Genomic DNA, 13,860 nt, shown 5'->3' on the forward strand with positions numbered 1-13,860 from the left:
TGCCCGAATTCCCCGCGTGCTGTCGATCGCCGGCACCGACCCCTCCGGAGGAGCCGGCACCGCCGCGGACCTCAAATCCATCACCGCGGCCGGCGGCTACGGCATGAGCGTGGTGACCGCGCTGGTCGCCCAGAACACCCGCGGGGTGCGCGACATCCACGTGCCGCCGGTCGCGTTCCTCGACCAGCAGCTGCGCGCCGTGAGCGATGACGTGCAGATCGACGCGGTCAAGACCGGGATGCTCGGCACCGCCGCGATCATCGCGACCGTCTCCGCCTGGCTCGACGAGCACCCGCAGCAGATCCTGGTGGTGGATCCGGTGATGGTCGCGACCAGCGGGGACAGCCTCCTGGAGCCCGACGCGGAGCAGGCGATGATCGACTTCTGTGCCCGAGCCACCGCGGTCACCCCGAACATCGAGGAGCTCGCCCGACTGACGGGCGCAGAGCGCGCGGCCGACGAGCAGGAAGCCCTCGAGCAGGCCCGGCAGTGGGCCGCCCGGACCGGGGTCGCCGTGGTGGTGAAGACGGGTCATCTCCAGGCCCCGCTGGTGACGAACACGTGGGTGGAACCCGATGGCCTCGAGCATCGGGTCGACTCGGCGCGCCTGACCTCGACCAGCACCCACGGCACCGGATGCTCCTTGGCCTCGGCGCTCGCCACCCGGCTGGCAGGCGGCGACGCCCCGCAGGCGGCTCTCACCTGGGCCACGCAGTGGCTCCATGAGGCGATCGCCCACGGGGAGGCGCTGCGCGTCGGCACAGGCCACGGTCCCGTGGACCATTCCCACCGCGCCCGTCGGCTCCAGGCGGCGGGGGAGTCGACGCCCTGGCTCGTGCCTGGCCGGATCCCGGCGAGGCTCGTGAGCCCGGAGGGCATGCAGGCCCTCGTTGAAGTCGGTCTCCGCGCGGGCACCTCAGCCCCCTCCGAGGCCGGCGCATTCGAGTCCGCCGTCGAGCCGGCCGTCGCGCCGGCCGGTCCCTGGACGCGTGCCCTCTGGGCGGCGGGGGAGCCCCTTGCGCGTGCCGTCGCGGACTCGGACTTCGTGCGTGCCCTGGTCGACGGCAGCCTTCCCGACCGGGAGTTCTCCTTCTACCTCGCCCAGGACGCGCTGTATCTGCGCCGGTACTCCCGGGCGCTCGCAGCGTTGTCCGCAGCCTCGAGCGACCCCGGAGCCCAGGTGTTCTGGGCGCACGGCGCCGCGAACTGCCTCACGGTCGAGTCCGCCCTGCACCGCAGCTGGAACGGCGACCGCGAGGAACCCGAGATCTCGCCCGTGACCAGTGCCTATACCAACTTCCTGCTGGCCACGACGCGCGGCGAGGACCGGGTCGTCGCCGCGGCCGCCGTGCTGCCCTGCTACTGGCTCTACGCCCAGACCGGGGCCATGCTGCCGGCCGTCCCGAGCGACCACCCGTATGCGGACTGGCTCGATACCTACCGCGATCCCGACTTCGTCACCGCGACGCAGGGGGCACTCGACCTGGTCGAACAGGAGTTCGCCGCTGCCTCGCCGGTGGCCCGTTCCGCTGCTCTGCGCGCCTTTCTCGTCGCATGCCGTCACGAGCTGGAGTTCTTCGAGCAGGCGCTGCGCCTGGGGGAACCGGCTGCGCAGAGCCTCCGCGACCTCGCACTGGATGGGGCACGGTGAGCGCCCTCGCAGCGTCCCGATCCGATGTCGAGCGACTCCCTCCCCAGGGGCGGGCAGCACTGCGGGCCGGAGTGGTCGGCAACTGGATCGACAACATCCATGTGTTCCTCCCGCTCGCGGCGCTGGCCCCCGCGATGATCGTGCTCGCCGGTCCGGCGGCGGCGGCGGCCTCGACGGGCTCCCTGATCGTCGTCGCGATGCTGTTCGGTCGGCCGATCGGTGGCATCGTCTTCGGTCGCATCTCCGATCGGCTCGGGCGCACCCGCACCACCCGGGTCGCGATCGCCGGAACCGCCGCGTGCGCGCTCGCGATCGCCGCCATGCCCACCCACGAGGTGCTCGGGGCTGGCACGATCGGGCTGATCCTGGCCCTGCGGTTCCTCGGCGGCATCTTCGTGGCCGGCGAGTACTCCGCCGCGATCCCGCTGGCTATGGAGTGGTCGAGGCCGCGCCGCCGCGGGCTGATGAGCGGTCTCATCCTCTCGATGGCCCCCTGGGCGCAGGCGAGCATCGCCTTCGCCGTCGCGATGCTGCTGGTGATCCTCGGGCCGGATGCCTACGCCGCCTGGGGCTGGCGGCTGCTGTTCGTGCTCGGGGCGCTCGCCTCGCTCGGCATGCTGATCTACTACAGCCGGCAGGTGGCCGACGCCCCGGTCTTCCACCGGCAGGCCCGCAGGGAGCAGGACAGGACCGCCGCCGCGCGGCCGCGAGCCGGGCTGCGCGATCTGCTCACCGGCCGGTGGGCCAGGACGTTCTGGCAGGTCTTCGCGCTGATGACCGGGCTGTGGCTGCTCACGAACACCACCGTGCTGCTGCTGACCGGTCGCCTCGCGACGGATACCGGGCTGCCCGCCACCGGGGTCTCCCTCGCCATCGGGATCGCCTCGATCGCCCAGGCGATCGTGATGGCGTTCGCCGGGCACCTGTCGACCCGCATCGGCCGACGCCGGGTGTTCCTGGTCTGGGGCGTCGCCGCCGCCGTGCTTGGCCCGCTCCTGTGGTGGCTCGCGGTCACCGCGCCGAGCGTCGGCAGAGCGGCGGCATTCGCTGCCCTGCTGCAGGTCCTCACCGTCTCCGCCTACGGGCCCGTCGCTGCCTACCTCTCCGAGCGGTTCCCGACGGAGGTCCGGTCCACCGGCTACGGGATGGGCTACAGCCTCTCCCTCGTGATCCCGGCGCTGTATCCGTTCTATCTGCCGGGGATCGAGTCCCTTCTCGGCCGCGACGGGTCCGTGATGGCGCTGATCGCCCTCGGCGGCGTGCTCCTCACCCTCGGTGCCGCACTCGGGCCACGGCTCGGGCCGGGAGAGCTCGACGCCGACCTCGACACCGTCGCCAGCCTCGAACCTGCTGGCAGTGGAGATACCGCCGGGCGGGGCCCCGCCAGCGCCTCGCCGTCCCCGAAGGAGCCCGCCCGATGACAAGCCTGCAGCACGACCCCGATCTCGCCGAGGTCGCCCATGTCCTCGAGGCGGTCCGGCGGCGCGAACCGCTCGTGCACTGCCTGACCGCGACGGTCTCCATGGGCATCGTCGCGGACGGCCTGCTCGCCGCAGGCGCTCGGCCGATGATGACCGAGACCCTCCAGGAGGCTCCGACCCTCACCACCCTCGCCGACGCGCTCGTGGTGAACCTCGGAACTCTCTCCACGGACGCGATGGACGGCATACCGGCGACCGTCGAGTTGGCGGTGCGGGACGGGCGACCCTGGGTGCTGGACCCGACGGCGATCGGGATCGCCCCGGTGCGCACCCCGCTGGCCCGCGCCCTGCTCGCCTCCCGCCCGGCGGTGGTGCGGGGCAATGCCTCCGAGGTGCGCGCCCTGGCCGGCGAGGGGAACGGTGGTCGCGGAGCGGATTCCGGCGCGGAGACCGGGTGCGCGGAGCACGCCGCCTCCCGGATCGCGGCCCGCACCGGCGGCGCTGTCGCGGTCTCGGGTGCCGTCGACCTGATCGTGTCCGCCGAGCGTCGCTCCCGTCTCGAGCGCGGGACACCCCTGCTCACCATGGTGACCGGCACCGGATGCCTGCTCGCCGCGCTGACCGCGGCCTGCCGGGCTGTCGAGCCCGACGATCTCACCGCGGCGCTCGCCGCGAGCACCTGGATGGCCCTGGCGGGAGAGACGGCGCAGGAGCGCTCCTCCCGGCCTGGCTCCTTCCGCATGCACCTGCTCGACGCCCTGGACGAGGTGGGGAGATGACCCGGCAGGGAGCGCTGGACCTGCGCTGCTATCTGGTGACCTCCGGAACGGACCGGCGCACCGTGGAGGTCGCCGCCGCCGCAGCCGCAGGCGGTGCCGGGATGATCCAAGTCCGCGCCAAGGACGCCTCGACCGCTGAGCTGCTCGAGCTCACCTGCGCCATCGCGGCGGCCGTCCACGAGGCGAGGCCCACAACCCGGGTCGTCGTGGACGACCGCGCCGACGTGGCCTTCGCGGCGGGGCGTCGGGGCGCCGAGGTGCACGGCGTCCACCTGGGCCAGGACGACCTGCCCGTGGCCGAGGCCCGCGCGCTCCTCGGGCCGGAGGCGATCATCGGCCTGACCACGGGGACCCCGGCGACCGTGCGCGGGGCCGAGGAGATCCACCACCTGCTCGACTACGTCGGCGCCGGCCCGTTCCGTCCCACCCCGACGAAGGACTCCGGTCGCGAGCCCCTCGGCGTGGACGGCTGCGCGGCCCTCGTCGCGGCGACGCGGCTCCCGGTCGTCGCGATCGGCGGCATCACCCCCGCTGACGTCCCGGCGCTCGCCGGGACCGGGATCGCCGGGGTGGCCCTCGTGCGCGCGATCATGGACGCCGAGGACCCCGCGGGTGTGGCTCGGGGTGTCGTCGCGGCTCTGCCCTGACGGCTCTGTCCTGACGGCTCTGTCCCGATGGCTCCGCCCTGACGGCTCAGGCGCCGTCCTTCACCCGGATCATGCCCTCCTGGGTGACGGTCGCGACGAGGTCGCCGGCGCGGTCGAACAGCTGGCCGTGGGTCAGGCCGCGCCCGCCGGAGGCCGAGGGGGAGCGCTGCACGTACAGCAGCCACTCGTTGGCATCCACGTGCCGGTGCCACCAGATCGCGTGGTCGATCGTGGCCATGCGCAGCCCGGGCGTCATCCAGCTCAGGCCCTGTCGGCGCAGGATCGGCTCGAAGGGCGTGTAGTCGCTCGCGAAGGCGAGGATCGCGTCGTGGAGCAGCGGCTCCGCCTGGACCGGGGCGATCATGCGCATCCACACCATCTGCGTCTCGGTGGCGTCCGTGGACTCCGAGGTGGTATCCGGGCGCAGATAGATCGGGTCGGTGACGTGGCGGATGTCGATCGGTCGCTGCGTGGCCCAGTAGCGGGCCACCGGATGGTCGATCCCCTCGAGCACCTGGGCGGTGGTCGGCAGCCCCTCGGGGTCCGGTGCCTCCGGAGCGCGCTCCTGGTGCTCGAGCCCTTCCTGCTGCTCCTGGAACGAGGCGGTCATCGCGAGGATGGTGCGCTCGCCCTCGCTGGTCCCGTCGGCCCGGGTCCGGCCCGGCTGGGTGGCCAGCACGCGACGCACCGAGAAGGAGTTCCCGTCGCGCAGCGCATCGACCTGGAAGCGGATCGGATGCGCCGGATCGCCCGGGGCGAGGAAGTACGAGTACATGGAATGGATGCGGCGCCCCTCGGGCACCGTGCGGCCCACGGCGGTGACGGCCTGGCCCATCACCTGCCCGCCGAACACATGGCCGCCGGGCTGGGGGGAGGAGTCCGCCTCGAAGGCGGCCACGGTCGCGGGCGTGGCGAAGTCCGGGGCGATCTCGATCGCGCGCGGGTCCAGCAGCTCGATCAGGCCGGCCGCGACGGCCGCCGGGTCATGGAGGGGTTCGCTCATGGCACTGATCGTACTGGTCCATCCCGAGGCTGGACGGCATGGGCCGACGCAGGCAATACGATGCTGACCATGGCCGACACCTCACCGACGAACCATCGTGATCATCCTGCCGCGGCTCCCCGGGACGAGCAGGTCCAGGATGCGGCGCATGTCGACATCGCCGTCCCCGTGCGCTGGACGGACCTGGACGCCTACGGGCACGTGAACAACGCCGCCATGGTGCGGCTGCTGGAGGAGGCCCGCATCGGCGCCTTCTGGCCGGCGCCCGAGGAGCAGATCGCGCTCGGCGCCCCGGCGCCGGCTGCCGCGCTGCCCGGCGGCGGGGTCGGCTCGTCGATCAGCACCGTGATCGCCTCGCAGCGGATCGAGTACGTGCGATCGATGGGCCACCGGCGCGACGGGGCCGTGGTGCGCCTGTGGATCTCCCGCCTCGGCGGGGCGAGCCTGAGCGTGGACTACCTCGTGCTCACGCGCGATGATCCCGAGGGCGCTGCGCCCTACGCCCGCGCCCGCACGGTGGTGGTGATGGTCGATGCCGAGGCCGGCACCCCGGTACGGCTGGACCCCGAGACCCGCGCGCAGCTCGAGCGGTTCCAGGGCGAGGGGCTCACCTTCCGCGACTGACGGGCTCGCCCCGGTGGATCCGCATGCCGGGTCCATCTGCAGGCCCGCCCGGTCGGCATGCCCGGGCGTCGGATCCCCTCAGGTCAGGTGATCCGGGATGGTCCGCCCGGCCGCGGGGGCCTCGCCGCCGTCGACCGTGTTCACCGTCGAGTGCGCCGCGCGGTCCATGTAGTCCCACAGGGTGTCGGCGTGCAGAGGCGGCAGGTCGAGGGAGTCGATCGCGTCGCGCATGTGCCGCAGCCAGGCGTCCCGGGCCGACGGTGAGACCGGGAACGGGGCGTGGCGCATGCGCAGCCGCGGGTGGCCGCGCTGCTCGCCATAGGTCTTGGGCCCGCCCCAGTACTGCTCGAGGAACGTGCGGAAGCGGTCCTTCGCCCCGGTGAGGTCCTCCTCCGGGTACATCGGGCGCAGCAGGGGATCCTCGGCGACGCCCTCGTAGAAGCGGTCGATGAGCGCCTCGAACGTGGGGTGGCCGCCGACGGCCTCGTAGAAGCTGATCTGAGCGGGCGGGGTCGTCATGGGAGCTCCTGGGGGTGGGAACAGATCACGGCTGGGCAGATCACGGCTGGGCGATGTCGGCGAAGCGGGGCTGGGCGAAGGAGACGTCGGCCGCGGCGAAGGCGGCCCGGATGCGGCCGCGCAGCTCGCGCTCCACGCCCCACTGCTCGCCGGGCGAGGTCTGGATGATCACGCGGCGCTGGTAGCGATTGCCGTCCACGTCGAGCATGCCGCTGATGTTCGCGCCGGACTGGACCAGGTGCGACCAGTCCTTGTCCTGCTTCAGCTCGTCCGTGACGGAGGTGAGCACGTCGGTGACGATGTCGTCGTCGGCGTCCGCATCGATGTCCAGCACCACCACGGCGTTGGAGTAGCCGCGCGAGTAGTTGCCGACCCGGATGATCTCGCCGTTGCGCACGGTCCACAGCACGCCGTCGATCCCGCGCACCTGGGTCACGCGCAGGTTGATCCCCACCACGGTGCCCTCGGCGTACTCGAGGTCCACGTAGTCGCCCACGGCGACGATGTCCTCGAACAGCATGACGATGCCGGCGACGACATCCTTGATGATCGTCTGGGCACCGATACCGGCGGCCAGGCCGATCACCCCGAGCGAGGCGATGACCGGGGCGATGTTCACCCCGATCTTGTCCAGGATCATGACCAGTGCCACAGCCCAGATCATGAGGTGCGCGACATTGCGGGCCACGCTGGAGAGGGTCTCGGCCCGCTGTTCGCGTCGTGCCTGCGCGGCCTTCTGGGCGCGCGCGTCGCGCTTGACGACCGAGCCGGCCACGCTCGAGAGCTTCGTGCCGGAATCGGCCATGGTGCGGAAGAAGCGTCGCAGCAGCCAGCTGGCGACCATGGTCGCGAGAGTCGCGACGACGAGGATCACCACGATCAGCAGGCCGCTGCTGGTCACCCACCGCACGAGCTGATCCATCACGGACAGCGCCTCGTCGGTGCCGGGGCTGGAGAGCAGGGTTCCGATGTCGAAGGGTTCATCAGGCATGGTCCTGACCATAACGCCCACCCGTGCGCAGAGCCTGGAGAGCCGGAGCGAGCAGGAGACCCACGAGATACAGACCACCGAGCACGATGGTCACCACGCCCACGGGCAGCGCGGTGGGCAGCACGTGCTGGGTGACGAGGTCGGCGCCGCTGAGCAGCACCGCCCCCATCGCAGCGCTCGCCGCGAGCGGGATACCGGTGCCGCGCACCAGGCGCTTGGCGAGCTGCGGGGCGGACAGCGCCACGAAGGCGATCGGCCCGGACAGGGCGGTGACCGCGGCCACCAGCACCACCGCGAGCAGCAGGATCCGGCGCCGGGTGCGCTCCACGGCGACCCCGTGCACGGAGGCGACGTCGTCGCCCAGCTCGAGCTGGCGCAGGAGGGGGACGCAGAGGATCAGCAGGGGCACGACGACGATCAGCAGGATCAGCACGGGGATCAGCCCGGCCCAGTCGATGAGGGACAGCGTGCCCGCGCCCCACATGCTCGCGGCCATGGCGACCTCGTCCTGAGCCTGCAGCAGGATCCACACGTTGACCGCGTTGAGCATGGCGGACATCGCGATGCCGACCACGATCAGCCGGAATCCCTGCACGCCGTCGCGGCGCGCCAGCAGGTACACGATCACGGCGGAGCCGATCCCGCCGACGAGGGCGCCGACGGTCGTGGCCGCGCCGCCGAGCAGGCCGGCCGCGGCAGGGGGTGCGACGAGGGTCAGCAGCAGCACGCCGGTGTAGGCGCCGGTGGAGAAGCCCAGCACGTCGGGGGAGCCCAGCGGGTTGCGGGTGAGGGTCTGGAAGATCGCCCCGGACAGGGCCAGCGCGGCCCCGAACACCACGGCGGCGAGGGCCCGGGGCAGCCGCCACTGCAACACGATCGTGCTCGCGAAGCCGCCGCGGCCGGTGAGGGCCTCGAGCAGCTCGGGCAGGGTCAACGGGAAATCTCCGCGGGACAGGGCGATCAGGGACAGGGCCAGGGCGATCAGCACCAGCACCGCGCAGACGACGGCGGCGCGGGTGCGGCGCGCGGTGATCGCCGTCCTCGCGGTCCGTGCGGTCTTCGCGGTCGGTGCGCTCTTCGCGGCGCTCACAGCCCGCTCGCCCGTCGCCGTCGGACCAGCACGATCAGCACCGGGGCGCCGAGCAGGGCGCTGACGATGCCCACGGGCACCTCGCCCGGCCACATCACCACGCGGGCGATGACGTCGGCGAGCACCATGATCACCGCGGACAGCAGTGCGGCCAGGGGCAGCAGCCGGGTCTGGTCGGGGCCCACGATCCAGCGCGCCACGTGCGGGGCCATCAGGCCCAGGAACACGATCGGCCCGGCCAGGGCGGTCGCCGACCCGGCCAGGAGCGTGATCGCGAGGACCAGCAGGAAGCGGGTGCGTCGTACGTCCGCCCCGAGCGAGGCGGCCATGTCCTCGCCGAGCAGGAGCGCGTTCATCGGCCCGGCGAGCGCGAGGGCGAGCACGAGACCGGCCAGCACCACCGGCAGCGCAGGCAGTGCCGTCTCCCAGCCGCGCTGCGCGAGGTTCCCGCTCTCCCAGCTCAGCAGGATCGAGTACTCCTGCGGGTTCGATAGCCGGAAGGCGGAGGTGATGCCGGCGAGCACCGCCCCGATCGCCACCCCGGCGAGGGTGAGCCGTTCGGGGGTGATCACCCCGGCGCCCAGGGTGCCGATCAGGAACACGGCGAGGGTCGCCACGAAGGCGCCCACCAGGGACGCGGCGACGAAGACGACGGGGGAGGAGACCCCCAGGAGCACGATCACGAGCACGATCGCGAAGGCCGCACCGGCGTTCACGCCGAGGATCCCCGGCTCGGCCAGCGGGTTGCGGGTCAGCACCTGCATCAGCGCGCCGGCCACCCCGAGGGCGGCGCCCGCGCTCAGGGCGATCACCGTGCGGGGCAGGCGGAGGTCGACCACGGCCGAATAGTCCTGGGCGACGACGCCGAGCGCCTGCGCGCGCTCCGGCGAGGACTGCCCGGACCCCAGATGTGTGAGCGAGTCGACGAGGATCCGGCTCACCGTCGCCGGGGGCACCAGGCGCGAGCCGACGTAGAGACTCGCCGCGCAGAGCAGGACCAGCGCGACCAGCGCGAGGCCTGTCGCGACCAGGCGCCGCGGGCGCGGTCCGGCGCTCCCGAGGCGGGCGCGGCGCGGGGCCGTGAGGGGTGAGCGTCCGGTCACAATCTGCTTCCCGAGGGGCTGAGGGGCCTGTTGGCCCCCTGAAGGGTAAGGGTAACCTCGCCTACGGTTCACCCGGGACCATCCCACACCTCACGGAGCACCCACCATGATCTCTCGCCGTTCCTTCGCCGCTGTCCTCGCTGCCGGCTCCGGCCTGGTGCTCGCCGCGTGCAGCGATTCCACGGCGGAGACCTCCGCCGACGGCCCGACCCGCGCAGGATCCGAGGGCGGGGCGTTCCCGGCGACGATCGATACGGCCTTCGGCGAGATCACCGTCGAGGCCACTCCCCAGCGCATCGTCGCGCTGGGATGGGGCGACGCGGAGACCGCGCTGTCCCTGGGCGTCCAGCCCGTCGGCGCGTCCGACTGGCTGGCGTTCGGCGGAGAGGGCGTCGGGCCCTGGGCCGCGGGCCTGTATGACACGGCGCCGACGCTCATCGAGACGCTCGAGCCCTCCTACGAGGCGATCGCAGCTCTGGAGCCGGACCTCATCCTCGACGTGAAGAGCTCGGGGGACCAGGACCGCTACGACCGGCTCTCCCAGATCGCCCCCACCGTGGGAGTCCCCTCCGGCGGGGAGAACTACCTCACGACCCCCGAGCAGCAGCTGACGATGATCGCGACGGCGCTCGGGGTCCCGGACGCGGCCGACGCCCTCCAGCGCGAGATCGACACCCTCTTCGTGGAGGCCGCCGCGCATCATGAGCAGTGGAAGGGCCTGAGCGTCGCCGCCGCAACCCGTACCTCCGAGGGCTGGGGCGCCTATGTCGAGGGCACCGAGCGGGTGGAGTTCCTCGAGCGCCTCGGGTTCGTGCTGTCGCCGACGATCGCGGAGCTCCCGGCTGCGGCGTCCGGCTTCAGCGTCGACATCTCCGCCGAGCAGCTCGACCTCCTCGACGCCGATCTCATCGTCGCGTTCCCGATCTACATCGAGACCACCGAGATCACCGAGGACCCGCAGTGGAAGGAGATCCCGGCGGTCGCCGACGGCCGCGCCGTCGTCATCGACGGCGATCTCTCCTCGGCCTATTCGCTGGGTTCCGTGCTCTCCACCAAGTACGCGGTCGAGAAGATGATCCCGCTCCTCGAGAAGGCGCTCGACGCCTGAGCACAAGGCACTCATCGGGCGCTTCCCGCCGCTGTGCCCAGACGGCCGACACGCGCAGACGGCTGACGGGCGCCGACGGCTGACAGGCGCAGACGGCCGACGGGCGTCGTGCACCAGACCGGTGCGCGGCGCCCGTCGGCGTCCAGGTGCTCAGCCGATCCGACAGAGACCCAGCCGATCCGAGAGGGACTCAACGGATCCCCGTGGGGATCAGCCGACGTCCGCGTCGCGGACCCTCTCCTGCCGGGCCACGGTGTCGCGGCCCTCGATGATGATGCGTCGCAGTCCGAAGGGGGCCTCCTCCGCGTCGGCGAGCCACGCATCGGCGTCGTCGAGCACTCCCTGCCCCCCGTAGGAGGAGGGGAAGTAGCCCGAGACGAGACGGTTGGCGATCTCGTTGGACCGCTCCGCCCACACCGTGCTGATCGCCGCGAAGTACCGCTGGCGGTACGGCGCGATCAGCGACTCGTCGACCACGCGCCGGAAGCCCAGGATGACGGCGGTGATCGACTCGTTGGCCAGGGTGTCCTTCTCCATGGTGCGCCGCCAGGCCTTCGCCTTGGAGACCTCCGTGGGCAGGGCGGCCTTCGCGGTCAGGGCGCTCTTGCGGCCGGACTGGGTGTCGTCGGAGGCGAGCTGCTCGTCGATGCCGGCGACGTCGATCCCGCCGAGCACGGCGAGGGAGATCACGAGCTTCCAGCGCAGATCGGTGTCGATGCTCCGGCCGGGGAGCGTGATCGATCCGCCCAGGAGACCCTCGAGGGTCCCGCGGTGCTCGTCGGAGCGGGCGAGCCGGGCGAAGGACTCCACGAACTGGAGCTGGGCGTCGGACCCTTCGTCGGCGCCCTGGGCGAGCTCCCACACCGCGCTCGCGGCATCGAGTGTGCGCCGGATGCGCTGATCCGGGGCGGCGTAGGGACCGGCGACGGTCTCGAGCTGCTGCAGCAGGGTGCGCACCACGGAGGAGGAGTCCTCGCCGGTGATGTTGGCGAGCACGAGCTGCTGGTACCGGCGGCTGGGCAGCTCGCCGTCGCGCACCATGTCCCAGGCGGAGGACCACAGCAGGGTGCGGGCCAGCGGATCGTCCAGATCGCGCAGGTGATCCATGGCGACGGCGAGGGAGTCGTCGTCCAGGCGCACCTTGGCGTAGGCGAGGTCGCCGTCGTTGACGAGCCACAGGTCGGCGCGCTTCCCGACGAGGTCGGGCACGTCGGTGAGGTCGCCGTCGACGTCGATCTCCACGGACGACGTGCGGGCGAGCGTGCCGCCCTCGAGGGAGAATCCGCCCACCTGCAGACGGTGGGGGCGCAGAGTCGGGTGCTCCGGGGGAGCGGTCTGCTGGATCGCGAAGCTGGTCACCGTGCCGTCCTCGGCGCGTTCGATCAACGGGCGCAGGGTGTTGACGCCGGCGGTCTGCAGCCACAGCTTCGACCAGGTGCTGAGCTCGCGTCCGCTGGTGGCCTCGAGCTCGACCAGCAGATCCGTGAGCTCCGTGTTGCCCCAGGCGTGCTTGGCGAAGTAGGCGCGCACCCCGGCGAAGAACTCGTCCCGGCCCACATAGGCGACCAGCTGGCGCAGCACCGAGGCGCCCTTGGCGTAGGTGATGCCGTCGAAGTTGGTCTCGACCGCCTCGAAGTCGACCATGTCGGCGACGATCGGGTGGGTGGAGGGGAGCTGGTCCTGCTGGTAGGCCCAGCCCTTCTCGGAGAGGGCGAAGGTGGTCCAGGAGTCCGTCCAGCGGGTGACCTCGGCGCTGGCGAGCGTGGAGGCGTACTCGGCGAAGGACTCGTTCAGCCACAGGTCGTCCCACCAGCGCATGGTGACCAGGTCGCCGAACCACATGTGGGCGAGCTCGTGGAGGATCGTGAGGTCGCGGCGCTCGCGCACCGCGTCGGAGACCTCGGAGCGGAACACATACGACTCCACGTAGGTGATCGCGCCGGGGTTCTCCATCGCTCCCATGTTGTATTCCGGGACGAAGATCTGGTCGTACTTGCGGAACGGGAAGTCCTGGTCGAAGGCCTCCTCGTAGAAGTCGATGCCGGCCTTGGTCACGTCGATGACGTTCTGTGCGTCGACGTGCTCGGCGAGGGAGGCGCGGGCGAAGACGCCCATCGGCACGGTGCGGCCGTCGCGGGTGGTGATCGCCCCGGTGCCGCCCTGGTAGTTGCCGGCGATCAGCGCGACGAGGTAGGTGGAGATCCGCTCGGTGGGATCGAAGGACCAGGTGGCGCTCCCAGCAGCCGTGCCGTCCGCGGCGGGGGACGGGTTCGGGGTCGGGGCGTTGGAGATGACTCGCCAGTGCTCGGGGGCGGTGACCGTGAGCTGGAAGGTGCCCTTGAGGTCGGGCTGTTCGAAGCAGGCGAACATGCGGCGGGCGTCGGAGACCTCGAACTGGGAGTAGAGGTACACCTCGTCGTCGACCGGATCCACGAAGCGGTGCAGACCCTCGCCGGTGTTCATGTAGTTCCCCTCGGCGAGGATCCGCAGCACGTTCTCGCCCTCGGCGAGGGCGGGCAGTCGCACCCTGGCGCCGTCGAAGCGGGAGGCGGGATCGGCCAGCAGCTCGCCGTTGAGCTCGATCTCCTGCACCGCCTTCGCGATCAGGTCCACGAACGTCTCCTGCGCCGTGGTGGACGAGAAACGGATGGTGGTCTCGGTCAGGAACGTCTCCGGGCCCGTGGTCAGGTCCAGCCGGATGTCGTAGGAGTCGGTGCTGAGGAACGAAGCGCGGCTGCGCGCTTCGTCGCGCGTGAGGTTCTCGGATGCCATGGTGTCCATCCTGCCACCGTCACCGGGATGATCCTGGCCGAACGGGCAACGGGACGTGCTGAGTGCGGCCGATATTCCTCGGACACCTCGGCCGTAGGTGGGTAAGGTCCGACCAAGCCGACCCAGGATGACAATGAAGCTTCCCCGCGCGC

The 13,860-nt window shown here is 71.8% G+C and carries 12 protein-coding genes; 6 read left to right on the forward strand and 6 right to left on the reverse strand.

The genetic code is table 11. From position 1 onward, the window contains the following. Positions 1 to 16: 16 nt before the first annotated feature. Genes ACT3UL_RS13315 through ACT3UL_RS13330 form a run of 4 tightly spaced genes read left to right on the forward strand, consistent with a single transcriptional unit; the run spans position 17 to position 4,498 of the window. Positions 17 to 1,651 carry a bifunctional hydroxymethylpyrimidine kinase/phosphomethylpyrimidine kinase gene (locus ACT3UL_RS13315; protein WP_444578734.1) on the forward strand — a complete coding sequence of 545 codons (1,635 nt, stop codon included), beginning with the start codon at positions 17 to 19 and terminating at the stop codon, positions 1,649 to 1,651. After that, positions 1,648 to 3,072: an MFS transporter gene (locus ACT3UL_RS13320; protein ID WP_444578735.1), complete on the forward strand. Its 1,425-nt coding sequence runs from the start codon at positions 1,648 to 1,650 to the stop codon at positions 3,070 to 3,072. Before ACT3UL_RS13315 ends, ACT3UL_RS13320 begins: the two co-directional genes overlap by 4 nt. Beyond that, positions 3,069 to 3,851 carry a hydroxyethylthiazole kinase gene (thiM, locus tag ACT3UL_RS13325; protein WP_444578736.1) on the forward strand — a complete coding sequence of 261 codons (783 nt, stop codon included), beginning with the start codon at positions 3,069 to 3,071 and terminating at the stop codon, positions 3,849 to 3,851. The genes ACT3UL_RS13320 and thiM overlap by 4 nt, the downstream gene beginning before the upstream one ends. Continuing rightward, positions 3,848 to 4,498, forward strand: coding sequence for a thiamine phosphate synthase (locus tag ACT3UL_RS13330; RefSeq protein ID WP_444578737.1), 651 nt, complete (start codon positions 3,848 to 3,850; stop codon positions 4,496 to 4,498). The genes thiM and ACT3UL_RS13330 overlap by 4 nt, the downstream gene beginning before the upstream one ends. Before the next feature lie 46 nt (positions 4,499 to 4,544). On the opposite strand, the gene ACT3UL_RS13335 is transcribed toward ACT3UL_RS13330, so the two are convergent. Further along, positions 4,545 to 5,501 (reverse strand): acyl-CoA thioesterase, encoded by a 957-nt coding sequence (locus ACT3UL_RS13335; protein WP_444578738.1) that lies wholly within the window; start codon positions 5,499 to 5,501, stop codon positions 4,545 to 4,547. A 69-nt stretch (positions 5,502 to 5,570) separates the two neighbouring features. On the opposite strand from ACT3UL_RS13335, the gene ACT3UL_RS13340 reads away from it, so the two are divergent. Further along, positions 5,571 to 6,125, forward strand: a complete 555-nt coding sequence (locus ACT3UL_RS13340) for an acyl-CoA thioesterase (RefSeq protein WP_444578739.1) — start codon at positions 5,571 to 5,573, stop codon at positions 6,123 to 6,125. Between the two features lie 78 nt (positions 6,126 to 6,203). Here the strand turns inward: ACT3UL_RS13340 and ACT3UL_RS13345 are convergent, their stop codons facing one another. The 4 genes from ACT3UL_RS13345 to ACT3UL_RS13360 are packed head-to-tail and all read right to left on the reverse strand — an operon-like array spanning position 6,204 to position 9,828. After that, positions 6,204 to 6,644 (reverse strand): globin, encoded by a 441-nt coding sequence (locus ACT3UL_RS13345; RefSeq protein WP_444578740.1) that lies wholly within the window; start codon positions 6,642 to 6,644, stop codon positions 6,204 to 6,206. Between the two features lie 40 nt (positions 6,645 to 6,684). After that, positions 6,685 to 7,635, reverse strand: coding sequence for a mechanosensitive ion channel family protein (locus ACT3UL_RS13350; RefSeq protein WP_444578741.1), 951 nt, complete (start codon positions 7,633 to 7,635; stop codon positions 6,685 to 6,687). Then, on the reverse strand, positions 7,628 to 8,725 hold the full coding sequence (locus tag ACT3UL_RS13355; protein WP_444578742.1) for a FecCD family ABC transporter permease: 1,098 nt from the start codon (positions 8,723 to 8,725) through the stop codon (positions 7,628 to 7,630). Before ACT3UL_RS13355 ends, ACT3UL_RS13350 begins: the two co-directional genes overlap by 8 nt. Next, the gene (locus ACT3UL_RS13360; protein WP_444578743.1) at positions 8,722 to 9,828 is read right to left on the reverse strand and encodes a FecCD family ABC transporter permease; all 1,107 of its coding nucleotides are present in this window, start codon (positions 9,826 to 9,828) and stop codon (positions 8,722 to 8,724) included. The genes ACT3UL_RS13355 and ACT3UL_RS13360 overlap by 4 nt, the downstream gene beginning before the upstream one ends. A gap of 106 nt (positions 9,829 to 9,934) precedes the next feature. Here ACT3UL_RS13360 and ACT3UL_RS13365 point away from each other — a divergent pair, with 106 nt between their 5' ends. Further along, the gene (locus tag ACT3UL_RS13365; protein ID WP_444578744.1) at positions 9,935 to 10,936 is read left to right on the forward strand and encodes an ABC transporter substrate-binding protein; all 1,002 of its coding nucleotides are present in this window, start codon (positions 9,935 to 9,937) and stop codon (positions 10,934 to 10,936) included. 210 nt (positions 10,937 to 11,146) lie between these two features. On the opposite strand, the gene pepN is transcribed toward ACT3UL_RS13365, so the two are convergent. Further along, positions 11,147 to 13,708, reverse strand: coding sequence for an aminopeptidase N (pepN, locus tag ACT3UL_RS13370; protein ID WP_444578745.1), 2,562 nt, complete (start codon positions 13,706 to 13,708; stop codon positions 11,147 to 11,149). Positions 13,709 to 13,860: the final 152 nt, after the last annotated feature.

This window comes from Brachybacterium sp. 107, from assembly GCF_052379725.1.
Lineage (GTDB): Bacteria > Actinomycetota > Actinomycetes > Actinomycetales > Dermabacteraceae > Brachybacterium.